At 67.0% G+C, this 22163-nt stretch carries 20 protein-coding genes, 1 tRNA gene and 1 riboswitch; of the genes, 9 read left to right on the top strand and 12 right to left on the bottom strand.

What is annotated here, in order from left to right:
- Positions 1–96: 96 nt before the first annotated feature.
- A complete protein-coding gene (locus FKV23_RS03420) occupies positions 97–663 on the bottom strand; it encodes a hypothetical protein (protein WP_141622595.1) in 567 nt (188 codons plus the stop codon).
- Positions 664–769: 106 nt separating this feature from the next.
- Positions 770–2665 carry a LysM peptidoglycan-binding domain-containing protein gene (locus tag FKV23_RS03415; RefSeq protein ID WP_141622594.1) on the bottom strand — a complete coding sequence of 632 codons (1896 nt, stop codon included), beginning with the start codon at positions 2663–2665 and terminating at the stop codon, positions 770–772.
- A gap of 137 nt (positions 2666–2802) precedes the next feature.
- Positions 2803–2887, top strand: a riboswitch (S-adenosyl-L-homocysteine riboswitch).
- A gap of 76 nt (positions 2888–2963) precedes the next feature.
- Between FKV23_RS03415 and ahcY the strand changes: the two genes are divergently transcribed.
- Both ahcY and FKV23_RS03405 read left to right on the top strand, forming a co-directional pair.
- The gene (gene ahcY, locus FKV23_RS03410; RefSeq protein WP_141622593.1) at positions 2964–4409 is read left to right on the top strand and encodes an adenosylhomocysteinase; all 1446 of its coding nucleotides are present in this window, start codon (positions 2964–2966) and stop codon (positions 4407–4409) included.
- A 226-nt stretch (positions 4410–4635) separates the two neighbouring features.
- Entirely contained in the window at positions 4636–5274 is a 639-nt protein-coding gene (locus FKV23_RS03405; protein WP_141622592.1) for a hypothetical protein, read from the top strand.
- Between the two features lie 22 nt (positions 5275–5296).
- On the opposite strand, the gene FKV23_RS03400 is transcribed toward FKV23_RS03405, so the two are convergent.
- Positions 5297–5854 (bottom strand): DUF3228 family protein, encoded by a 558-nt coding sequence (locus FKV23_RS03400; RefSeq protein ID WP_141622591.1) that lies wholly within the window; start codon positions 5852–5854, stop codon positions 5297–5299.
- A 171-nt stretch (positions 5855–6025) separates the two neighbouring features.
- On the opposite strand from FKV23_RS03400, the gene metF reads away from it, so the two are divergent.
- The 3 genes from metF to FKV23_RS03385 are packed head-to-tail and all read left to right on the top strand — an operon-like array spanning position 6026 to position 8629.
- On the top strand, positions 6026–6850 hold the full coding sequence (gene metF / locus FKV23_RS03395) for a methylenetetrahydrofolate reductase [NAD(P)H] (RefSeq protein ID WP_141622590.1): 825 nt from the start codon (positions 6026–6028) through the stop codon (positions 6848–6850).
- Between the two features lie 59 nt (positions 6851–6909).
- Entirely contained in the window at positions 6910–7650 is a 741-nt protein-coding gene (locus FKV23_RS03390; protein WP_141622589.1) for a hypothetical protein, read from the top strand.
- A gap of 58 nt (positions 7651–7708) precedes the next feature.
- Positions 7709–8629: a branched-chain amino acid transaminase gene (locus tag FKV23_RS03385; RefSeq protein WP_141622588.1), complete on the top strand. Its 921-nt coding sequence runs from the start codon at positions 7709–7711 to the stop codon at positions 8627–8629.
- A gap of 108 nt (positions 8630–8737) precedes the next feature.
- On the opposite strand, the gene FKV23_RS03380 is transcribed toward FKV23_RS03385, so the two are convergent.
- The 6 genes from FKV23_RS03380 to FKV23_RS03355 all read right to left on the bottom strand — a co-directional run bounded on the left by FKV23_RS03380 (position 8738) and on the right by FKV23_RS03355 (position 14694).
- The gene (locus FKV23_RS03380; RefSeq protein WP_141622587.1) at positions 8738–10093 is read right to left on the bottom strand and encodes a sensor histidine kinase; all 1356 of its coding nucleotides are present in this window, start codon (positions 10091–10093) and stop codon (positions 8738–8740) included.
- Entirely contained in the window at positions 10080–10763 is a 684-nt protein-coding gene (locus FKV23_RS03375; protein WP_141622586.1) for a response regulator transcription factor, read from the bottom strand. The genes FKV23_RS03380 and FKV23_RS03375 overlap by 14 nt, the downstream gene beginning before the upstream one ends.
- Before the next feature lie 444 nt (positions 10764–11207).
- Positions 11208–12119: a 30S ribosomal protein S6--L-glutamate ligase gene (gene rimK / locus FKV23_RS03370; protein ID WP_141622585.1), complete on the bottom strand. Its 912-nt coding sequence runs from the start codon at positions 12117–12119 to the stop codon at positions 11208–11210.
- A gap of 19 nt (positions 12120–12138) precedes the next feature.
- On the bottom strand, positions 12139–12615 hold the full coding sequence (locus FKV23_RS03365) for an ATP-dependent zinc protease family protein (RefSeq protein WP_141622584.1): 477 nt from the start codon (positions 12613–12615) through the stop codon (positions 12139–12141).
- Between the two features lie 68 nt (positions 12616–12683).
- A tRNA-Gly gene (locus tag FKV23_RS03360) sits at positions 12684–12757 on the bottom strand.
- 89 nt (positions 12758–12846) lie between these two features.
- The gene (locus tag FKV23_RS03355) at positions 12847–14694 is read right to left on the bottom strand and encodes an autotransporter domain-containing protein (RefSeq protein WP_167284928.1); all 1848 of its coding nucleotides are present in this window, start codon (positions 14692–14694) and stop codon (positions 12847–12849) included.
- A gap of 266 nt (positions 14695–14960) precedes the next feature.
- Between FKV23_RS03355 and thiS the strand changes: the two genes are divergently transcribed.
- The 4 genes from thiS (at position 14961) to FKV23_RS03335 (ending at position 18856) form a co-directional block, all read left to right on the top strand.
- The gene (thiS, locus tag FKV23_RS03350) at positions 14961–15158 is read left to right on the top strand and encodes a sulfur carrier protein ThiS (protein WP_141622583.1); all 198 of its coding nucleotides are present in this window, start codon (positions 14961–14963) and stop codon (positions 15156–15158) included.
- 217 nt (positions 15159–15375) lie between these two features.
- Positions 15376–16170 (top strand): thiazole synthase, encoded by a 795-nt coding sequence (locus FKV23_RS03345; protein WP_141622582.1) that lies wholly within the window; start codon positions 15376–15378, stop codon positions 16168–16170.
- Positions 16170–16913, top strand: coding sequence for a tRNA (guanosine(46)-N7)-methyltransferase TrmB (gene trmB / locus FKV23_RS03340; RefSeq protein WP_141622581.1), 744 nt, complete (start codon positions 16170–16172; stop codon positions 16911–16913). The genes FKV23_RS03345 and trmB overlap by 1 nt, the downstream gene beginning before the upstream one ends.
- A 104-nt stretch (positions 16914–17017) precedes the next feature.
- Positions 17018–18856: an SLC13 family permease gene (locus FKV23_RS03335; RefSeq protein WP_141622580.1), complete on the top strand. Its 1839-nt coding sequence runs from the start codon at positions 17018–17020 to the stop codon at positions 18854–18856.
- A gap of 24 nt (positions 18857–18880) precedes the next feature.
- Here FKV23_RS03335 and FKV23_RS03330 read toward each other — a convergent pair whose 3' ends face one another.
- Genes FKV23_RS03330 through FKV23_RS03320 form a run of 3 tightly spaced genes read right to left on the bottom strand, consistent with a single transcriptional unit; the run spans position 18881 to position 22048 of the window.
- Entirely contained in the window at positions 18881–19255 is a 375-nt protein-coding gene (locus FKV23_RS03330) for a MerC family mercury resistance protein (protein ID WP_141622579.1), read from the bottom strand.
- Between the two features lie 56 nt (positions 19256–19311).
- A complete protein-coding gene (locus tag FKV23_RS03325) occupies positions 19312–19842 on the bottom strand; it encodes a thioredoxin-like domain-containing protein (RefSeq protein ID WP_141622578.1) in 531 nt (176 codons plus the stop codon).
- A gap of 22 nt (positions 19843–19864) precedes the next feature.
- Complete coding sequence (locus tag FKV23_RS03320; protein ID WP_141622577.1) at positions 19865–22048, bottom strand: TonB-dependent receptor plug domain-containing protein; 2184 nt, start codon at positions 22046–22048, stop codon at positions 19865–19867.
- Positions 22049–22163: the final 115 nt, after the last annotated feature.

Genomic DNA, 22163 nt, shown 5'->3' with positions numbered 1-22163 from the left:
TCGCGGCGTCAGGCCGGATCGTCGTGTCGCCGCTCCGGCGCTACCCAAGGCCCGGCTGATGGCGGAGCACGCCCCCAAGCGACCTTGGAACTCCCGTCAGCGACGGGGTGCGACCAGGCGGTATTCCTTGCCGTCGTTGGCGCTGCCCGGTTCAAGACGCGCGCACAGCCGACCGTCATGGCAGAGGGTGACATCGGCCCGGTTGTAGGCGCGCAGCAACTCGAGCTCGACCTGGTTGCGCGCAACCTCGCGCTGCAGATACCACAGCCCGACCGAGCCGATGGCCAGCGCCAGCAGCAGGACCAGCCCGACCGCGGTGGTGACCATCAGCAGCCGCTTCTCCAGCGTCGCCGCCTGACGGGCCAGCTGGGCGAAACCCTGCCCTGCCGCATCGACCTGCTTGCGGCTGTCGCCGGCCGCTCGCTGGAACTCGTTCAGCGAATTGCCGAGCCCGCCCTTGACCGCCTGCGCGACATCGCCGGAGACACGCCCGAGCGCATCGTCGGCAGCCTTGCGGATCTGCTGCGGCGCCTCCTCGACCACGCGTTGCAGGCGCGCGGCATTGTCGCGATTGGCTCGCCCGGTTTCCTCGCTTCGACGCTTGAACAGGTCCAGCAGCTCGGCGGCGCGAACCACGGTTTCCTTCAGATTTTCAGTATTCACACATCATTCTCCGTCCCGGTGCGGGTCGGGCCGGAGTGCGGCGGAGGGACATCGCGCCAACGGCCTGCCCGGCCGCACGATGATCAACGCTGCCTCCCGCCGGGCTTCACCGCTGCAGGGCTTCCTGCTGCCGGCCCTGGGCCTGCTCGGCAGCCTGTTGCAATTGCGCATCCACCCGCATCTCGGCCTCCTCGCGCAGCGCCCGCGCATGATCGGAAGCACCGACGTCGCGGATCGCCCGGTCGAGCGCGGGACCGCCCTGTTCCGCGGCCCGATCGAGATGATCGAACAGCCGGGAGGGGTCCGCGTCGCGAGGCAGGCTGCCGATTTCCGGCGCAGGATCGGGACGGCGCCATTCGGTTCCGCTCAGCACCGCGCCCTGCGCCGAACGCACCGTCGCGTCGATGGCAGTGAAGCGGCCATCGGCGGGATCGCCCATCGAGTAGCGGTACAGATTTTCCGAGAACGCATACGGCTCGCTGCCGATGCGCCGCGCCATCGAGATCGCGAACTCCATGTTCTCGACCGGCTGACCGGATGCCTGGCGCTGCTCGATCCAGCTGCGGTCCTGTTGCGAGGCGGCCTGCACCTGCCCCATGAACGCCCGCATCTGCGTTTCGTTGAACTCGATGACGACCTTGTCGCCCGCCTGGACCGGCCCGCCGCTGGCCCGCGGATCGCCGGCGATCGCGACGTTCAGCATCTCCGCCATCGCACGCTCCTCCGCGGCCTCGTTACGGCCGAGCATGTTGCGCTCCACCCAGCTGGCTTCGGGGCGGTCGGTGTCGACCGTGAAGCGGTAGGCCCGCATGCCGGCAAGCTCGTTGCCGTCGGCGTCGAAACGCTGCACCACCTGCAGGGGCACGTTGCCCGAATACTGCAGATCTGAAGTCCGGGCGTAGGAGCCGTCGGCATAGGTGGTGGTGACGAACTGCCCGGTGTTCGCCGGTCCGGCCAGGTCGGCCTGCAGGCGCAGTTGTTCCGGTCCCAGACCCAACTGCAGCCGGGTCTGCGAATTGAAGTCGGTGCGCTGGATCGTCGCGACCTCGCTGACGCCGGGCGTCTGGTGCGCGACCTCGCCGGTACCGACGAAGTGCGCGAACGCCGCCTGGCCATCGGGCGAGGAGAGGTCGAAACGCGCGGTCTGCAGCATGGAGCTGCCCAGCGCGTCCTGGCGGCCGAGCATCGCGGTCGCGATATCGGACTTCACGCCCACCGCGTTGAACGCCTCCACGGCCTGGTTCGGCCCCATCACCACCCGCACAGAGTCGCCGTCGCGGGTGATCGAATAGCTGACGCCCTCGGCCTCCCTCAGCTGGCTGCTGATCGCGATGTGCCTGAACGTCGCCTCGAAGGCGGTGCCGGCGAAATCCTGCTGATTCAGGGTGACTGTCGCGCCATCCGGGACCGTGGTCGGGTCGAACGGGTTGATCCGCGCGGCCTCGGCGAAATCGCGTCCCTCGCCTGGCAGGATCACCCCGTACTTCACCCGGCTTCCGGCGCTGAGCATGGCCTCGGCCGAGACGCTGCCGGCATCCGCGCTGTGCCTGACCGACGCTGCCACGACTTCCTGCGACAGGCTGACCTCGGTGTTGCCGCCGACCGTGCGCACGCCGCTCTCGACGCTGCCGCCCGCACCGACCCGCACCCCACCCAGCTGCGGCAGCGGCACCGAACCCTGCACCGCGCCCTTGAGGCTGCCGTCGCCCGGATTCCACTCCAGCGCGTGCCCGACGCCGTCGACCTGGCTGGACACGCCGAAGCTGTTGCCCGAAACGCCGGCAGCGGGACTGAAACCACGTTCATCGATGCCGCCGGTCACGCTCATAGGCGCTGGCGGAATATTCAACGCCTCGCCGGCGACCAGCCGCCGGACCGACAGCTGATGCTCCGGATTGGCGGCATCGAGCATCTGCAGGGTGACGCCGTAGCGCCCGGCGATAGCGGCCAGTTCGTCCTCGGCCCGGATGACGTATTCCCGGCTGTCGCTGGTTCCTTCCATGAGAATCCCTTCAAGAATGTGAAATATGAATGGCGAATGCGGATTGTAGCAACGCGCGGTTACCGGTTGCCGACATCCGCGCCTGTCGCCCGCTCCCGGCATCCCGATTCCGAAAAACGATAGAATTACCGCTCGCTTCCGCCGAGGGGCGCTGCGACCGCACGGTACACCGCGCGGCCAGGCTCGGCGGGGCTCAACACGTACCAACGGCGCCCGGTTTGGCGAGGCTTGACGGCCTGCCCTCACCCCTACCCTCTCCCGCAGGTGGGAGAGGCGGAAAAACCGGAGCTACTCCACGATGAACGCTGTACAGAAGACCTTCTCCCAGGACGGCGACTACAAGATCGCCGACATCACCCTGGCCGACTGGGGCCGCAAGGAAATCGACATCGCCGAGCACGAGATGCCGGGCCTGATGTCGATCCGCCGCAAGCATGCAAGTGACGCGCCGCTCAAGGGCGTGCGCGTGACCGGCTCGCTGCACATGACCATCCAGACCGCGGTGCTGATCGAGACGCTGAAGGACATCGGCGCCGACGTGCGCTGGGCCTCGTGCAACATCTTCAGCACCCAGGACCACGCCGCCGCCGCGATCGCCGCCTCCGGCACCCCGGTGTTCGCCTGGAAGGGCGAGACGCTGGAGGAATACTGGGACTGCACCTTGCAGGCACTGAGCTTCCCCGACGGCAAGGGCGGCTTCCTCGGCCCGCAGCTGGTGGTCGACGACGGTGGCGACGTGACCCTGCTGATCCACAAGGGTCTGGAACTGGAGAACGGCTCCAATTGGGTCGACGAAAAGGCCGCCTCGCACGAGGAACAGGTCATCAAGAACCTGCTCAAGCGCGTCGCCAAGGAGCGCCCCGGCTTCTGGACCACCGTGGCCAAGGACTGGAAGGGCGTGTCCGAGGAGACCACCACCGGCGTCCACCGCCTCTACCAGCTGGCTCAGGACGGCAAGCTGCTGGTGCCGGCGATCAACGTCAACGACTCGGTCACCAAGTCCAAGTTCGACAACCTGTACGGCTGCCGCGAGTCGCTGGCCGACGGCCTCAAGCGCGCGATGGACGTGATGCTGGCCGGCAAGGTCGCTGTGGTGTGTGGCTACGGCGACGTGGGCAAGGGCTGCGCGCACTCGCTGCGTGCCTATGGCGCGCGCGTGGTGGTCACCGAAATCGACCCGATCTGCGCCCTGCAGGCGGCGATGGAAGGCTTCGAGGTCAACACCATCGAGAGCACCCTGGGCCGCGGCGACATCTACGTCACCACCACCGGCAACAAGGACATCATCACTGTCGAGCACATGCAGGCGATGAAGGACCAGGCCATCGTCTGCAACATCGGCCACTTCGACAACGAGATCCAGGTCGACGCGCTGTATGCGCTCAAGGGCGTGGAGAAAATCAACATCAAGCCGCAGGTCGACAAGTTCGTGTTCCCGAACGGAAACGCGATCTTCCTGCTCGCAGAGGGCCGCCTGGTCAACCTCGGCTGCGCCACCGGCCACCCCAGCTTCGTGATGAGCAACTCGTTCGCCAACCAGACCCTCGCCCAGATCGACCTGTGGGCGAACAAGGACCAGTACGAGAACAAGGTCTACCTGCTGCCGAAGAAACTCGACGAGGAAGTCGCCCGCCTGCACCTGGAGAAGATCGGCGTCAAGCTGACCAAACTCACCCAGGAACAGGCCGACTACATCGGCGTGCCGGTCGACGGACCGTTCAAGCCGGAGCACTACCGCTATTGATCGAAACGGGGCCGGCCGCGTGCCGGCCCCGTCTTCGCCTCGCGCACGCTCCGGAGCCTGCGGCGTGGATCACGCGCCGCATTATTGGAAGCAGCAAAACCCCCTCTGAACGCGTTCGTTGGATCGGCGTGAATTCAGCTGCGGTTGGCCACTTCAGGACGCGGCTTGCACGCCCGCAGGCGGATCTTGTGCTTGTGCCGATCAAGGCAAGCCACGGACCGCCGCCATGCGTGCGCTGCTGGTGTCCACCCTCGCCTTCGCCACCACCTTTGCGGTTGCGCTGAGCTCTGCGGCGCCCCGCGGCGCCCAGGCCGCAACCGGCGTCGCACGCTGCGCGATGCCCGACGGCACGCATGCCTACACCGACACCGGATGCCGCAGCCTCGGCGGCGCGCACGTGATCCTGTCCACCGAACTATTGAACCGGATCCGGCGCGAACGTCGCCACGAATCGCGACTGACCGGCGAACCGCTGGTCGAGCATGGCCTGCTGGCGGGATCGGTGGCGGTGGCGGCCCGTCGTCCGCTGGCTCACGGTTGCGCGACCACGCCGCGGCAGCTGGCGCTCGACCTGCGCGCGTCCGTGGTGCTGGGAAACGTGAACCGTATCGCCGAGAGCTTCGACTGGGCCGGCATGTCGCACAATCAGGCGATGCAGGTCATGACGCGGATCGAGCAACTGGTGGGACTGGCCGTGGTGGATGCGGAGTATTTCGGTGCGACCATGGGGATGGGTGCACCGGAGGCCGGCGATAGCGGCACCATGCAGGTGATCCTGCAGGACGCCAGCATGCAGAAGGTTGCCGACTTCGACGTTCGCCGCGACAGCGGTTGCTACTTCCTGCGCCACGCATGGATTGCCTGAGCCATTGCCAGAAGCGCCTGCATCACGGCCGCCAGTTCGCATTGCCCTCCCAGAACGCCACGGCCTTGCGATACGCCTCGCGATCCAGCGGCACACCTGATCCGCCCTCCTCCACGCCCAGCGCGTTGCGCATCATGGTGATCGGCGCCATCGGGATTTCCTCCGGCTCGGCGGTGTAGAGGCAGCCGACGATGCCCCAGTCGCCGTCGATGGGTGCGCCCTCCTTCGCCATCTGTTCGGCGCTGTAGAGGATCACGACCAGGTACTCCGCGACCGGCGGTTCGACGCCTTCGAACCAGCGCGCCAGCACCGGCAGCTCGTCCCGGGTGCGCGCTTCGTAGGCGGAGCGCAGCAGCTGCCGGTTGTCGTCGGTGATCGGCACGGTCAGGCAGCGGGTCGAGGTCCAGTTGCGATGCACGTGCAGCCGGCAGAACGGCGCATAGCCGTCGAGCACTTTCAGCGGTGATTCCTCGTTCAAGCGCTGCTCGAACTGCTCCGGCGTGCAGTCCTGGATGGTGTTGCGGCGCGTTTCCTTCGGAAACAGGCGGGCACGGGCGAAGTCGGTGAGGACGATGGACATGGGCGTGCGTTGGCGAAGACGACCCACAGGGTACCGTCCCGCCCTCGGGCGTCGCACTGATGCCGGCGGCACATCCTTCCCCGAGGCCATCGCAAGGCCCTCACCCGTAAAATTTTACATTCATCGCGATAAAGAGATAGACTGCCGCCACCCCCATCCGCGACACCGCGCATGATCCCGATCAGCTTCGAGTTCTATCCGCCCAAGACCGACGAGCAGCGCGCGCAGCTCGAGCGCACCGCGAAGAAGCTCAAGACGCATTCACCCGAGTACGTGAGCGTGACTTTCGGTGCCGGCGGTTCGACCCTGAGCCACACGCCCGAGGCGATCCAGAACCTGTCCACCGCCCACGGCTACAGCGCAGCGCCGCACATCACCTGCATGGGCGGTTCGCGGCAGGAGATACGCGGCCTGCTCAAGCTGTACCGGGCGATGGGCGCGAAGCGGCTGGTGACCCTGCGCGGCGACCTTCCCTCGGGCATGGTCAGCCCGGGCGACCTGCGCTACGCCAACGAACTGGTCGAGTTCATCCGCGCCGAAACCGGCGACCATTTCCACATCGAGGTCGCCGCCTACCCCGAGATGCACCCGCAGGCGCGCGACGCCCACGCGGACATGAAGCACTTCATCGCCAAGGTCCGGGCCGGCGCCGACGGCGCGATCACCCAGTACTTCTACAACGCCGATGCCTACTTCCGCTTCGTCGACGACGTGCGCGCGGCCGGCATCGACATCCCGATCGTGCCCGGGATCATGCCGATCTCGAACTTCAGCCAGATCCGCCGCTTCTCGGAGATGTGCGGCGCCGAGATCCCGCGCTGGGTCGCCCAGCGCATGCTCGCCTATGCCGACGATGCCGAGAGCATCCGCACGTTCGGCGCCGAGGTGGTCGCGCAGCTGTGCCAGCGCCTGATCGACGGCGGCGCGCCGTCGTTGCACTTCTACACGTTGAACCTGGCCAAGCCGACGCAGAGCGTGATCGAACGGTTGCGTTGAGGGGGCAGCGGCGTCCCGGCCAGGATGACGGCGGATACCAGCGGCGCTAGGCTGCCGGGATGCCATCGCCCCGCCTGATCGTCGCCCTGCTCCTGCCTGCGCTGGCGGGCCTGGCATCCGGCTGGCCGGACGACGCCGAAGCACAGATCCGCCGCTGCACCGCGCCCGACGGCACCAGCGTGTTCACCGACCAGCGCTGCGAGGACGTCGACAGCGTCGCCCGCCTGCCCGACATCAGCGGCTCCACCGGCAGCCGTGCCGGCGCGCTGCGTCCGCGCTGCATGCGCAGCGTCGATGAACTGGTGATGGAGATGACCCTGGCCTTCGACGCCCGCGATGGCAACCATCTCGCCGGCCTCTACCACTGGACCGGCATGTCGTCGGGCAGCGGCTATGCGACGATCGAGCGGCTCGACCGCATGGTCCAGCGGCCGTTGGTGGGCATCGTGCCGGTCCTGCCGTCGGAGTCGGAGCCGGAGTCCGCGCCCGCCGCAGCGGCAGACGCGGCCACCGGCCCGGACATGCCATCGGCACCGGAGCGGCACGTCCCGGCATGGGAAACCTGGGCCTGGACCGGTGCTCGCGCCACTGCTGCCGACGATGAGGATCCGGCCATGCCCACGGCCGATGGCGGTACCGCCGCCAGGCATGAGGCAGCAACCACTCCATCGCCGCCGCCGCGCCCACGTCCGCGCCCGGTGGCCCTGCGCATCGAGCAGACCGGGAGCAACGACGCCCACGCCACCAGCACCGTGTTCGGCCTGACCCGCCACTTCGGCTGCTGGTGGATCAGTGGCTGAGGCCCATCGCCAGCGGCCGCGCCACGCGGCAGAATGAGCGACTTTCCCGACACCACGGATGCACGCAATGCAGTACCCCGACTGGATCTGGCACAACGGCGAAATCAAGCGCTGGCAGGATGCGACCACCCACATCATGGCGCATGCGCTGCACTATGGTTCGTCGGTCTTCGAGGGCATCCGCAGCTACGAGACACCGGACGGCCCGGCGATCTTCCGCCTGACCGACCACAACAGGCGCCTGTATGCCTCAGCCCGGATCTACGACATGGAACTGCCGTACGACCTGGCGACGCTCAACGCAGCCTGTCGCGAGGTGATCCGCAGGAACGAGCTGACCCGCGCCTACCTGCGTCCGTTCGCCTGGCGCGGCCTGGGCGGTTTCGGGCTGTCGGCCGACACGCCGATCGAAATGAGCGTGGCCACCTGGTTCATGGGCCCCTACCTCGGCGACGAGGCGCTGGAGACCGGCATCGACGCCTGCGTCTCGAGCTGGCAGCGATTCGCGCCCAACACCATCCCGGCCGGTGCCAAGGCCGGCGGCAACTATCTGTCCGGCCAGCTGATCGCGCGCGAAGCGCGGCGACTGGGCTTCGGCGAGGGCATCGCGCTGGCCTCGACCGGCCTGCTCAGCGAGGGCGCGGGCGAGAATCTGTTCCTGGTGTTCGATGGCGCCCTGCACACCACCCCGGTCAGTGCCGCGTTGCTCAACGGCATCACCCGCAACACCTTGATCACCCTGGCCCGCGATGCTGGCATCGAGGTGATCGAACGCGACCTGCCGCGCGAATACCTGTACCTGTGCGACGAGCTGTTCATGTGCGGCACCGCGGCCGAGATCACGCCGATCCGCTCGGTCGATGGGCGCCAGGTCGGCGCCGGCAAGCCCGGTCCGGTCACCCGCCGCATGCAGGAGCTGTTCTTCGGCCTGTTCGACGGCCGCACGCCGGACAAATACGGCTGGCTGGAGCCGCTCTGAGCGATCACTTCACGCTGTAGCCCACGACATCACCCTGTGGCGCGGGGAAACCGCACCCGTGGCCGTCACGAGGGTCCCCGGGTGCGGCTTCGCCTTACCCGGGCTACTTCAATCGAGGGGTTTACGCTCCTCGCCCGGTACGAAACCCAGCGTCGCCACCACGCCCTCGACTCGGCCCGGGGCAACCCGCACGCTCCAGCCGTACAGCTCGCACAGGCGGCGCACGATCGACAGGCCGATGCCGCCACCCTGCGAATGACCGGCATGACTGCCGCGATAACCCCGCTCGAACAGGCGGGCCGCATCCTCGGGACTGAGGCCGGGGCCGGAATCGATCACCTCGACCGCCTCGGGCAACAGACGCACGATCACCTCGCCCTGCCGGGTGTACTTGACCGCATTGCCGATCAGGTTGCCCAGTGCGACCGACACCGCGGCCTCGGGGGCATCGACCACCAGTTCGCTATGCCCCTCGATCCGCAGCTCCAGCGGCTTGCCGGCGATCTGCGCGCGGTGGACGTCGAGCAGTTGCTCGGCAACCTTTCCGACGTCGGTGGCGCCATGCCCGCGCTCGCTGCGCGACAGCAGCAGCAGCGCGCTGATCAGGTCGGTGCCCTGCTGTTCGGCACGCTGGATGCGCAACAGACGGGCCCGGCTCTTGTCGTCCAGATCGGGCCGCGACAGCAGCAGCTCGACCGCACCCTTGATCACCGCCAGCGGCGTGCGAAGTTCATGGCTGACATCGGAGTTGAACTCGCGATCGCGCTTGACCACCTCGGTCAGGCGGGTCGCGTAGTCGTCCAGCGCCTCGGCCAGCTGACCGACCTCGTCGTCGGGAAAGTGACTGGCCAGTTGCTCCGGCTTCGAACTGCCGCCAGCCTCCTTGAGCCGGCGCGCCAGCTCCGACACCGGGCTCATGACCCGCGACGCCGACCACCAGCCGATCAGCAGCGACAGCAGGGTAAACACCAGTACCGCGCCGTAAATCGCACGATTGAACTGCGCCTCGCCACGCACGGCCTGGGTCATGTCGTAGGCAAGGAAGAACCATTCGTCCGACGTCTTGCGCACCGCCAGCTTGTAGGCGAACGACGAGCCGTCGGGATTGGTGCCGGTGACGTTGTGGATGCCATCGCCGAACTCGTACCAGTCCGGCTCTTCCAGCCGCAGCGTCTCGAAGTTCTCGCGTTTCACCACACGTGCGAGCATCTGCTGCACTGGCAGGTCGGGATTGCGGGTCGGGTCGGAATAGAACCGCCGCGCGTACTCGTCGATGTTGCTGTTCATCACGTCCTCGACCAACTGGTTCTCCACCCGGTTGCGGGTGTAGTTGGTCGCCCATGCGAACAATGCGGTCAGCCCGAAGCCGAGCAGGACGAAGGCCAGGATGATGCGGCTGCGCAGCTGACGGCGGAACCGCCTGCGCCGGCGCAACCGGCGGGGCGTCACATCAACTGCGGTCATCGGGCGCCGCGATGCGATAGCCGATACCGTGACGGGTCTGGATCAGCGGCACTTCGAAGGGCTTGTCGGCCACCGCGCGCAAACCATGGATGTGCACGCGCAGGCTGTCGGAGTCCGGCAGCTCCTCGCCCCAGACCCGGGTCTCCAGCTCCTGCCGGGTGACCACCGCCGGCGAGGCCTCCATCAATGCCTGCAGGATCTTCAACGCAGTCGGATTGAGCTGCAGCAGCTTGCCCTGGCGACGGACCTCGAGCGTGTCGAGGTTGTATTCCAGGTCGGCGACGTTGAGCACCCGGGTCTGCACGCCGCGGCCGCGGCGCGAGAGTGCGTTCAATCGCACTTCGACTTCCTGCAGCGCGAACGGCTTGATCAGGTAGTCGTCGGCACCGGAGTCGAAGCCGGCCAGCTTGTTGTCCAGAGTGTCGCGGGCGGTAAGCATCAGCACCGGGGTCTGCTTGCGCGCCTCGTTGCGCAGCTTGCGGCAGACCTCCAGGCCGTCCATGCCGGGCAGGCTGAGGTCGAGCACGATGGCGTCGAAGTCGTGCACCACGGCCAGATGCAGACCGGTGATGCCATCGGCGGCGAAATCGACGGTGTGGCCGCGATCCTCTAGGAAGTCGCCCAGGTTGGCAGCGATGTCCTGATTGTCCTCGATCACGAGTATGCGCATCACACTTCCTTTCAATGACAAGGTAAGGATGGCGGCCACGTTGGCGCAGCCGCCGCTGGACGATCTGCCGTCGGCCAGCAGCCATTGGACCGGCCCTTTGCCGCACGGTTCCGCCACACGGAGGATCAGTCGATTCTGCCAGAGCCCTCGGTGGACGATGTGGCAAATGCATCCAGGTATGCCACAGCGCAAACAATAAAAGGGCCCAGGGCGGGGTCGCCGCGCCTGGGCCAATAATGCAAGGGGTACTGCCCCGATACCGTAACCTGCTGTATCCAGCCGACTGACTTGGAAGCTGCAGAGCTGCGGCAGGGCAAGCCTACCCCGGATCCGATTAAACCATCGTTAAAGGCACAAGGCGTCAAGCATGCAGCTCGACTAAAAAATCGCCTAAATTCTCCTAAAAATCCTAAACTTCGCCTATCATCTTCCAAAAATAGATCTCTATTTTCGCTTCGCCGCTGCCCGTTTGGCCGCGCGGCGCTTGTGGCGCTGGGCGCTGTAGCTGACGATCTCGGCGGCAATGTCGACCCCGCTCGCCTCTTCGATGCCCTCCAGCCCTGGCGAGGCATTGACCTCCAGCACCAGCGGGCCGCGCGCGGAACGGATCAGGTCGACACCGGCCACACCGAGACCGAGCACGCGCGCCGCACGGATCGCGACATCCTGTTCGGCCTTCGTCGCCTTGATGCCACGCGCACGACCGCCACGGTGCAGGTTGGAGCGAAAGTCGCCCTTCGGTGCCTGCCGCTTCATGGCCGCGACAACCCTGCCGCCAACCACGAAACAGCGCAGGTCCGCGCCCTTGGCCTCGGCCACGAACTCCTGGACCAGGAACTGCGCGTAAAGCCCGCGCAACGCCTCGATCACCCCGCGCGAGGCCGACAGCTTCTCGGTCAACATCACCCCCGCGCCCTGGGTGCCTTCGTTCAACTTGATCACGTGCGGCGGCGGGCCGAGCATCGACAGCAGGTCGTTGGTGTCATCCGGATTGTCGCCAAACACGGTCGCGGGAAGACCGATCCCCTGCGCCGCCAGCATCTGGTGGCTGCGCAGCTTGTCGCGCGCGCGCAGGATGGCGTCGGACGGGTTCGGGGTGAAAGTGTCCATCAACTCGAACTGGCGCAGCACCGCACTGCCATAGCGGGTGACCGATGCGCCGATGCGCGGGATGACGACGTGGTAGCCCGACATCGCCCGACCCTTGTAGTGCATCTGGAAGTCGTCGTTGGCGATGCGCATGTAGCAGCGCAGCGGGTCGAGCACGCGCACGGAATGGCCGAGATCGCGGGCCGCTTCGGCCAGGCGCCGGGTCGAATACAGCTTGGCGTTGCGCGAGAGGATCGCGAACTTCATGACGGAATCACCGGGAAAATTACCGGAAAGGGCCGGGACGGCGGTGGACGACGGCGGCCATGCCCGGCTCAAGCCGGCCATGGAGGAAGGATCGTGCCGGATCGATCGTGAACGTTCCGGCGATGGCGGTGCGCCCCAACAGCATCGGGAACAGCATGCCGCGGCGGTCCGACAGGTTTATTTCAATCTCGCGCTCGACCCCGGCCAGCCGCATCGGAGTGCGCAGGAACACCCGCCGGGTCGCATGGCCGCCGGAGTCGGTGACCTCGCGCTCGTCGAACACCGGCGCGGCGGCTTCGATGCTGTGCCCGGCGGCATCGCCCGGGGTCAACGCGAAGCCGACCCACGGCGCACCGCGCTCGACGAACCGCCACTGCCGGTCGACATGCAATGCCGAGCTGCGCGCGCCGCTGTCGACCTTGGCCCGCACCGCGTCCAGTCCCAGTGCGGGTAAGGCGACCCACTCCCGCCAGCCGAGCACGATCGTGGATGACATCAAGCCTCCGGAAGCACACCGCCAATGAAAAGCGGCGGCCCCGATACACGGGACCGCCGCTGCAATGCTGGAGCGGGTGATGGGAATCGAACCCACGCCATCAGCTTGGGAAGCTGAGGTTCTACCATTGAACTACACCCGCGTGCTGCGAAGTCTACGCCGCGCGCGCGTCATGAAGCAATGCGGCGATGAACACCCGGGCCACGAGGACCCGGGCATCCCCGGCCACGGTCAGAAGCCGCGACCGAGGCTCGCGAACAGCGACACCGCATCCTGGCCGTTCCGCGCGACCGTGCCGGTCAGGCCGATGTCGGCATCCATCCCGAACAGCCTGCTGCGCGCACCGAACACGAGGGTGCCGTAATCCTTGTCGATGGACAGCCCCGGCACCGCGTACGGTGCGGAAGCCGGCAACGACTGCAGGCGGGCGAAGACTTCCTCATCGGCATCCTCGAATTCGCGATCCCAGGTCAGCCGCGCGTACGGTGAGATGTGGCCGTCGACGTTGAACCGGGCCTGCCAGCCGAGCCGGCCGACCAGCGAGTCGACATCGCGCTCGGGATAGGCGAGCGAGGTCGCCAGCGACGGCTGGTCCTCGCGCATCTCGTCGATCTTGATCCGCTGCGAGACCAGCGACAGCACCGGCCCATGGCGCGTCGTGCCGCGGGCGAACTCGTAGCCGGCATCGAGGGCGACGGTCAGGTTGCTGCCATCGGCCGAGCCGCGGTGCAGGCGGGTGGCATCGCCGAGCACGATCTTGCGGTCGAAGTCATGGCTGGACCAGCTGTAACCGACCTGGCCGGTCACCCACGCCTGGCCGTTGCGCCAGCCGAGGTAGCCGCCGAGCGCGGTGTCGTCGATCGAGATGTCGCCATGGTGACGGCCAAAGTCGAGCTTCTGCCGGCCATGTCCGAGGAAGCCGCCGTAGACGAGGTTGCCGCTGCGCCAGTCGAGACCGACGCTGAGCGCCGGGCCGGCACCCTCGCCGTCGACCATCAGGCCGGCACCATCGTCGAACTTCTGGTAATCACCGCGCACGTCGGCCCACAGGCGCATGCCGGAATCCTGCGTGCGGCCGACGACCTGGGCGGCGACGCGATCGGCACGATTGCGGCCGGTCTGGGCTTCGACATGCGGCATCACCGCCGCAAGGCGAGGAGCCTCGATCACCGACACCGCATATTGGGCCAGCACCGCGTGCGCCGAGCTGGTCGGATGCACGCCGTCGGCAAACACATGGGTCCGATCCGCATCCGGGCTCACGTAGGTACCGGGATGGCAGGTGATCGACTGCGCGGTGATCTGCGGCTGGCAGGCGGTGCCGGTGACATTGCTGAAACCGTAGGCGCCCGGATTGGCGCTGATCTCCTGCAGCAGGTGGAAGGTATCCAGCGGGATCACCCGCAGCCCGGACGCAGCCAGGCCGCCGAACAGCGCGTCGTTGTAGGCCGTCGACAGCTGGGTGCCGATCGCCGATGCCTGCGCCCCCTGGGCCAGGAAGCCGGGGGTGCCGCCGATATCGGGAATGGTCGGCACCAGGATGTAGCGCGCGCCGGCCGCCTGCAGGCTGCCGACCAGGCCGATCTGGGCGCTGACCGCGGCACCAATGGTCTGCTCCGCCGGCGCGCCGGCGGTGACCGCGAAGATGTCGTTGGCGCCACCCCACAGGGTGTAAAGGGCATTGGCATCGGCCCGGCCGCCGGTGGTGGACAGGTAGTTGCCGACCTGGGTCGCCAGCGACGGGGTCGGACCCAGGGCGCCGCTGCGGTCGGTCGCCACCATCGCGCCACCGACGGCGTAATTGGTGCCACCCTGGTTCGCGCTGTGAGCCGCTGCGCCGTAGAAGTCGGCCAGATACTCGGCCCAGACCAGGCCCGGGTTGGTGGTGAACTTGCCGAGGATCGCCGCCGACGGTCCGCCGGCCTCCACCAGCGCCGGCCGATAGTGGCCCGAATCGGTCAGGCTGTCGCCAAAGAAGACGGTCTGCGAGAAGGTCTGCGCCATGGCCGGCGTGGCGGCAGCGAGCGCCATTGACGCGACCAACGCGGCGGCCAGCCCGGTGCGGACGGGGGCCTTCATTTCAAGTGTTCTCATCGATATCCCTAATGTCGTTCGGTGGATCAAGCCCAAGGCAGACCGTGGCACAGGCCATCCTTCGGCGGCTCCGCGATTGCGGTCATGGCATGCATGCATCCCTCCGGCATACGCCAGCGGATGGACACAGCATTACAGGCCATGCCGCCATGACTCACGCCGCAGTGCGTCATGAAATACAGCATGGCGGCACCCGGGCAAAGCCCGGGACCACCCTTCACACCCCGCCCCGGCGGCGGGACAATGCCGCCATGGAGATCACCCTCAACGGCGAACCGCGCCGGACCGAAGCCACCACCATCGCCGCCCTGCTCGAAGCCGAAGGCCTGGCCCTGCGCCGGGTCGCGGTGGAGGTCAATGGCGAGATCGTGCCGCGCGGGCGGCATGCCGGACACCCCCTGTCCGAAGGCGACCGCATCGAGATCGTGCACGCACTGGGAGGTGGGTGAGCAGCCATCTTCATTGGCGCATACGCCAATGATGCTCCCAAAGTTCGCGTTGCAAACTTCGGGTTCCAGGCCGTGCCTCCAAATCCCCCGCTCGCGCCTACGGTGCCCACCGCGCCGTTACCCAGGGCCCCAAGGCGCCGGCTACGTGTCCGCAATTCACTGGCCAGACCGGCCAGGCTCGCCACGAGCTCGCCGCAAGAGATGTGATAATGCGCGGATGAACGCCCCCCACCACACCGACCCGCTCGTCATCGCGGGCAAGACCTACGCCTCGCGCCTGCTCACCGGCACCGGAAAATTCAAGGATCTCGAAGAGACCCGCCTCGCCACCGAGGCCGCCGGCGCCGGCATCGTCACCGTCGCCATCCGCCGGACCAACATCGGCCAGAACCCGGACGAGCCCAACCTGCTCGACGTGCTGCCGCCGGAGAAATACACGATCCTGCCCAACACCGCAGGTTGCTACACCGCCGACGACGCGGTGCGCACCTGTCGCCTCGCCCGCGAACTGCTCGACGGCCACAACCTGGTCAAACTGGAAGTACTCGGCGACCAGAAGACCCTGTTCCCGGACGTGATTGCCACCCTCTCCGCTGCCGAAACGCTGGTGAAGGACGGCTTCGACGTGATGGTCTACACCTCCGACGATCCGATCCTGGCCAGGCGACTGGAAGAGATCGGCTGCGTGGCGGTGATGCCGCTGGCGGCGCCGATCGGTTCCGGACTTGGCGTCCAGAACCGCTACAACCTGCTGGAAATCGTCGAGAACGCGAAGGTGCCGATCATCGTCGATGCCGGCGTCGGCACCGCGTCGGATGCCTCGATCGCGATGGAGTTGGGCTGCGATGGCGTGCTGATGAACACCGCCATCGCCGGCGCGAAGGATCCGGTGCTGATGGCGCACGCGATGAAGCTCGCGGTCGAGGCCGGTCGCGCCGCGTTCAAGGCCGGGCGCATCCCGCGCAAGCGCTATGCCTCGGCCTCGAGCCCGGTTGACGGGCTGATCGGCTGATGACCGGAGCGTCCGACAAGCCCTCTGGCAGCAAGGCACCCCCCAAGCCCTTCACCGTCGAGGAAGGCCACCGCAAGATCCGCAGCTTCGTGCTCCGCCAGGGCCGCTTCACCCCGGCCCAGCAGCGTGCATTCGACGAGGCCTGGCCACGCTTCGGCCTCGATTACACGGGCACCCCACGCGACTTCGACGCCGCCTTCGGCCGCGCCGCGCCGCGGGTGCTGGAAATCGGCTTCGGCAACGGCGAGGCGCTGCGCTTCGCTGCCAAGCAGGACCCGAGCCGCGACTACATCGGCATCGAAGTGCACGCGCCCGGCGTCGGCCGCCTGCTCAATGCCCTGGCCGAGGACGGCAGCGACCATGTCCGCATCTATCATCACGACGCGGTCGAGGTGCTGGAGAACGAGATCGCCGACGCCAGCCTCGATGAAATCCGCATCTACTTCCCCGATCCCTGGCACAAGAAGCGCCACCACAAGCGTCGCCTCGTACAGCCCGCGTTCGCGAACCTGATCGTGTCCAAGCTCGCGCCCGGTGGACGCTTGCACCTGGCTACCGATTGGCAGGACTATGCAGAACAGATGTGGGATGTACTCGATGCCACCGCAGACCTGAGCAACCGCGCCGGCCCGCGCGGCTCGGTGCCGCGGCCGGAGTGGCGTCCGCAGACGCATTTCGAGAGCCGTGGGCAGCGGCTCGGGCATGGGGTTTGGGACCTGTTGTACGACAAGGGCGGAACGTAAGTGGACAGGAGCGAGAAGTGAGAGTTTCGATCCCGCAGCCACATGTAGCCGCGATTTTGCCGTTCACTCGTTTCTCACTCCTCTCCACTCTCCACTAGCCTCGAATGGACACCGCACTGACGCTCACCACCGACATGAAGCTCGTCCTCGGGCTGGTGGGCTTCACGATGGTGATGTTCCTGTTCGAGCGCATCCGCGCCGACGTGGTCGCGCTGTGCGTGCTGGTGATGCTGGGACTGTCCGGTCTGGTCGCGCCGACCGAACTGTTCAACGGCTTTTCCGGCCAGGCGGTGATCAGCGTGATCGCCACCATGATCCTCGGTGCCGGGCTTGACCGGACCGGGGCACTGAACCGGCTCGCCGGCTGGCTGCTGCGACGCGCGCACGGTGTCGAACAGCGGCTGATGCTGCTGACCGGCGCGATCGCCGGCCTCAACTCCTCGTTCATGCAGAATCCGGCGGTGATGGCGCTGTACCTGCCGGTGGCCTCGCGGCTGTCCTCGCGCACCGGCCTGTCACTGCCGCGACTGCTGCTGCCGATCGCCGCCGCGATCATCACCGGCAGTGCGCTGACCATGGTCGGCAGTTCGCCGCTGATCCTGCTCAACGACCTGCTGGTCGCGGCCAACAGCAACCTGCCCTCCGGCGCGGCCTCGCTGGAACCGCTGAAGATGTTCGCGCCGATGCCGATCGGCCTGACCCTGCTCGCGGCGGCACTGGTCTATTTCCACTTCGCCGGCAAGAAACTCGAACGCGACGACACCGGCAAGGGGGTAACCCCGGCCCGCACCCAGAGTTACTTCGCCAAGGCCTATGGCATCGAGGGCGATGTCTACGAGTTGACCGTCACCGCCGACAGTCCGCTGGTCGGCATGTCGCTGGGCGAGGCCGAAACCCTGCATGGGGTACCGCTGCTGCTGGCACTGAAGTCCAACAACGAATCGCGACTGGCGCCGCCGGCCGATACCCGCATCTGGGTCGGCAGCGTGCTCGGGGCGATGGGGCCGAAGCAGCAGATCGCCGACTTCGCCCAGAACAACTTCCTGCGCATGACTTCGCGGCTGCGCCACTTCGGCGACCTGTTCAACCCCAGCCGTGCGGGCATTTCCGAGGCGGTGATTCCGCCGACATCGGGCTTCATCGGCAAGAGCGGCCGCGAGCTGGAACTGCGCAAGCAACGCGGCATCAGCCTGCTGGCGATCAACCGCGAAAAGACCGTGCTGCGCGACGAGGTCCGCGACCAGCCGCTGCGCTCGGGCGACATGCTGGTGCTGCACAGCATCTGGACCGACCTGGCCAAGGCCGCCGCCGGCAAGGATCTGGTGGTGGTGACCGACTACCCGAAAGGCGAGCAGCGGCCGCACAAGTTCAAGATCGCGATGTGCATCTTCGCGGTGGCCATGCTGCTGGCGCTGTCGTCGCGGCTGCCGGTGTCGCTGGCGCTGATGACCGGCGTGGCCGGCATGCTGCTCGCCGGCGTGATCCACATCGATGAAGCCTACTCGGCGATCAACTGGAAAACCGTGTTCCTGATGGCTTGCCTGATCCCGCTGGGCTGGGCGATGGATTCCAGCGGCGCGGCGGCCTGGGTCGCCGGCCACAGCATCGAGCAACTGCCCGAAGGCACACCGATTTGGATCATGCAGCTGCTGTTGGGATTGCTGACGACCGCGTTCTCGCTGGTGATCAGTCATGTCGGCGCAACCATCGTCGTCGTGCCGCTGGCGATCAACATCGCCCTGGCGGCTGGCGGCAGCCCGACCGCGTTCGCGCTGATCGTGGCGCTGTCGGCATCCAACAACTTCGTGACCGCATCCAACCCGGTCATCTCGATGATCACCGGCCCTGCGGGCTATACCGGCAAGGAACTGTGGAAGATCGGCGCACCGCTGTCGCTGATATACACCACGATCGCGGTGCTGATGGTGAACCTGCTCTTCTGAGGGAACTCCGCCCCGGCACGCCAGTCAGTGGCGGTGATGGCGTGACCAGTTCCACAGGTGCGCACCGGCCAGCATCAGGCTGCCAGCCACGGTGACGACCGTTTCCCATGCCCCGGGCACCATTTCCACTGCGCCTGCGACGAGGCAGGCCAGCCCCGCCGTCGCCAACGCAAGCAACGCCCGGGGCAGGCGCCGCAACCGGTGCGCTCGCCACAGCGCATGGCCGGACAACGGCACGGCGATGATGACGAAAACCACATGCACCCACTCCTCTTCCGCCCAAGCTCCAAGCAGGGGCAGTGCCGCGGCCAGCAGCGGCAGCGCCAGGCAGTGGAGCAGGCATAGCGTGGACAGGGTGATGGCGGAGGCGTCGAGTAGCGCAGCGGGTGTGCGTGCCATGCCGGAATCTCCAGTTGCTACTTTGCAGCGCGCGCAGCGATTGCTACCGCGCGAAGTCATTGCGAATCACGGGGTCTCGATACCGCATCCACCCAGGCTTCCAGCACCGGCTTCAGGCCGGTATAGCGGCCTCCGTCCCAGCCACTGGCGATGACTTCGCCCTCGCGGTCCACCAGGACCAGGTTGGGCGGTGCCCGGCCGGCCAGCGCGCGCACGGACACCAGCATCCGCGACCGGCGGTAGTCGATCGCCGGCCATGGCATCCGCTGGCGATTCATGTAGCGGCGCATGTCGGCCTCCGATTCGTCGAGGCTGACGTAGACCACCTCGGTATCCGCGCCGGCCGCCTTGAGCGCCGCATGGACGCGCTTGAGCTCCGGCACGAAGGCGTGGCACGGCGCGCACCAGTCGGCACCGAAATAGAGCACGACGACATCCGGCTCGTGCCCCCAACGATGTCGGCTGAATCGCGTCTCGTCCGGGATCACCAGGGCATCCACCAGCGTCTCGCGTAACCCGGGGCTGGCCGCCTGCCCCGTCGCGGCCAGCGGCCACAGCATCAGCAGTGCACAGCACGCCCAGGCCATGAAAGCGTCTCCATGTCCGCGCTCAGAATGCATAGCGGACACCTGCATAGATCGAGCGCGCGAAACGCGGACCATAGACATACTCACTGTCTCGATCGGCCCCGGCTTCCAGGTCCTTCTGGCGCTGGTCGAACAGATTGCGCAACCCGAACGACACATCCCAGCCCCCGCCGTCGGCACCGTGGAAGTGGCGCGTGGCACCGATGTCCACCACCCAGAATTCGGGGCTGCGGTTCAACGTCCCGGTGGTGTTGTTCAGCACCTGCATCCGGCCGGTGTACTTCAGGCCGAGATAGGCATCCCAGTCCCCGTTCGGCGACCAGATGGCCTGTGCCAGTCCGCTCCACTCCGGCGTCTTCAGGTATTCGCGGGTGGCGATGACGGTGTCGCCACCTTCGTCGCGGTCATCGAACACCACCTGCGCCTCGTCATGGCGCGACCGGTACCAGGCCACGCCGGCACTCAGCCGGAAGGCCTCGCCAGGCTGCCAGCCCAGGTTGGTCTCGACTCCCGCCACGCGGGAACCCGATGCGTTGTCGCGCTGCTGGTACAGCCCACCATCGCCGTCGTCGCGGATCTCGCTGAGCACGAAAGTGTCGCGCAGCCGTGTCCACGAGACGGTGGCATCCCAGGTCCAGCGCGGCTCGGCCGGATCGGAGCGCCAATCGAGACCGAACATGCCGGTCGCTGCGCGCTCCTCGACCAGACCCTCCGCGTTGCGGATGTGGATCGGCTCGGCGCCCAGGGTTTCGACGTGCAGGTCTTCGCTGAACACTTCCGGGGCCCGGAAGCCGGTCGACAGCCCGGCACGCAGCTTCAATCTGTCGCTGGCGGCCCAGGCCAGTGCGACACGCGGCGAGAAGATGGCCTTGTCCAATGCCGAATGCCTGTCGGCACGCAGGCCGAGGACCAGGTCGACGTTCTCATCGACGGCCCACTCGTCCTGCACGTAAAGGCCGATGTTGGTGAAGCGTTCGTCACTGACCGGCCCCACCCGGCCACCCACCGCGTTGCGGTTACCGTCACGCACCGACTCACGCTTGTACTGCAGACCAAAGGCAACGGCATGCGCACCGAGATACCAGTTGAACTGACTGTCGAGGTAGTGGAGCGGGTTTTCGGTATGGCCGTACTGGTTCCATGAAACGGATGCCGGACTGCCCGGCACGGTCGGGTCCAGATCGGCCGGATCGAAATCGGGGTCGGCCGGATCGGTGGCCACGTCGCCGAGGCCGCCATAGAAGCTGTCGCGCTCGATCCAGGCGAATGCATAGCCCAGGCTGAAATCGAAACGGTCGCTGACGATCCGCTCCCAGTTCACGCCGCCGCGGTGGTATTTCGTCTCCAGCGACTCGGCGATGTTGGCCCGCCATTCCGGCTGGTCGAGCCGGTTTCCGCCACGGCGCTTTTCGCGGGTGAACTGATAATTGGCGCGCAACATGCTGTCGTCGCCCAGGCTGTACCAGCCCTGCACGCCGAGCATCTGCTGGTCCTTCTCGGTGATCTCGCTGTAGCCGTCGCCGTTGAAGTCGATGGCGTCGTTGCTCGATGCCTGGCCGACCACCGACACACCCAGGCGCCGATCGCCGGACAGCCGGTCGACCCGGCCGTCCAGGTTGTGCTGAGGTTCGCCCTTCTGCACGTCCACGCCATAGCGCAGGAAACCGCCGTTGTTGACCGGTCGCTGCGGGATCAGGTTGATCACGCCGGCCACGGCACCCGGGCCGTACAGCGACGAGCCACCGCCCTTCACCACTTCCACGGTATTGATGAAGGCCGCCGGAATCTGTTCCAGCCCGTACACACTGCCCAGCGTCGACATCAGCGGCACCCCGTCGAACAGCACCTGGTTGTAGGCGCCACCCAGGCCGAGCAGCTGCGCTTCCGAGGTATTGCAGTTCTGGCAGTTACTTTCCACCCGCAGGCCGTTGATCAGTTCGGCTGCGCGGGAGAAGTCCAGCACCGCGCGCAGCTCGATGTCCTCCCCGCGCAGCACCTCGGTGCGCACCGGCACGTCGGACAGCAGCCGCTCACTACGGGTCGCGGTGCTGACCTTCACCTCGACGGCGTCGAGTTCGGTCGCGCGACGACCGAGGTCATCGTTGGCATGGGCCGCGGCGCTCAAGGCCAGGGCCAACGCAGCGGCGATGGGAGACAGGCGGGCGGGGCGGAATGTGAGGTGCGGAGACGTTCGGAAGTTCGGCATCAGGACGGGCGGCGCACCCTTGACGGGCACGGCCGATGGTTGCGGGATTGGACTGAATTGAAATGTTATAACATTTCAATTTCAATGTCCCTGAAGTCATGGGCGTCCCGCCCGA

Source organism: Lysobacter alkalisoli (assembly GCF_006547045.1).
Classification (GTDB): domain Bacteria; phylum Pseudomonadota; class Gammaproteobacteria; order Xanthomonadales; family Xanthomonadaceae; genus Marilutibacter; species Marilutibacter alkalisoli.
The sequence above is the reverse complement of the archived record's forward strand: the minus strand, read 5'-3'. Positions and strand labels throughout refer to the sequence as shown.

Bases quoted from the DNA above. Each gene is read 5' to 3' on its own strand.
- FKV23_RS03405 (WP_141622592.1), top strand. From the start codon at position 4,636: ATGCGTGCGCTGCTGGTGTCCACCCTCGCCTTCGCCACCACCTTTGCG.
- FKV23_RS03390 (WP_141622589.1), top strand. From the start codon at position 6,910: ATGCCATCGCCCCGCCTGATCGTCGCCCTGCTCCTGCCTGCGCTGGCG.
- FKV23_RS03355 (WP_167284928.1), bottom strand. From the start codon at position 14,694: ATGAAGGCCCCCGTCCGCACCGGGCTGGCCGCCGCGTTGGTCGCGTCA.
- FKV23_RS03320 (WP_141622577.1), bottom strand. From the start codon at position 22,048: ATGCCGAACTTCCGAACGTCTCCGCACCTCACATTCCGCCCCGCCCGC.
- FKV23_RS03375 (WP_141622586.1), bottom strand. From the start codon at position 10,763: ATGCGCATACTCGTGATCGAGGACAATCAGGACATCGCTGCCAACCTG.
- FKV23_RS03385 (WP_141622588.1), top strand. From the start codon at position 7,709: ATGCACGCAATGCAGTACCCCGACTGGATCTGGCACAACGGCGAAATC.
- ahcY (WP_141622593.1), top strand. From the start codon at position 2,964: ATGAACGCTGTACAGAAGACCTTCTCCCAGGACGGCGACTACAAGATC.
- FKV23_RS03335 (WP_141622580.1), top strand. From the start codon at position 17,018: ATGGACACCGCACTGACGCTCACCACCGACATGAAGCTCGTCCTCGGG.
- thiS (WP_141622583.1), top strand. From the start codon at position 14,961: ATGGAGATCACCCTCAACGGCGAACCGCGCCGGACCGAAGCCACCACC.
- FKV23_RS03415 (WP_141622594.1), bottom strand. From the start codon at position 2,665: ATGGAAGGAACCAGCGACAGCCGGGAATACGTCATCCGGGCCGAGGAC.
- FKV23_RS03345 (WP_141622582.1), top strand. From the start codon at position 15,376: ATGAACGCCCCCCACCACACCGACCCGCTCGTCATCGCGGGCAAGACC.
- FKV23_RS03330 (WP_141622579.1), bottom strand. From the start codon at position 19,255: ATGGCACGCACACCCGCTGCGCTACTCGACGCCTCCGCCATCACCCTG.
- FKV23_RS03400 (WP_141622591.1), bottom strand. From the start codon at position 5,854: ATGTCCATCGTCCTCACCGACTTCGCCCGTGCCCGCCTGTTTCCGAAG.
- trmB (WP_141622581.1), top strand. From the start codon at position 16,170: ATGACCGGAGCGTCCGACAAGCCCTCTGGCAGCAAGGCACCCCCCAAG.
- FKV23_RS03365 (WP_141622584.1), bottom strand. From the start codon at position 12,615: ATGTCATCCACGATCGTGCTCGGCTGGCGGGAGTGGGTCGCCTTACCC.
- FKV23_RS03380 (WP_141622587.1), bottom strand. From the start codon at position 10,093: ATGACCGCAGTTGATGTGACGCCCCGCCGGTTGCGCCGGCGCAGGCGG.
- metF (WP_141622590.1), top strand. From the start codon at position 6,026: ATGATCCCGATCAGCTTCGAGTTCTATCCGCCCAAGACCGACGAGCAG.
- FKV23_RS03325 (WP_141622578.1), bottom strand. From the start codon at position 19,842: ATGGCCTGGGCGTGCTGTGCACTGCTGATGCTGTGGCCGCTGGCCGCG.
- rimK (WP_141622585.1), bottom strand. From the start codon at position 12,119: ATGAAGTTCGCGATCCTCTCGCGCAACGCCAAGCTGTATTCGACCCGG.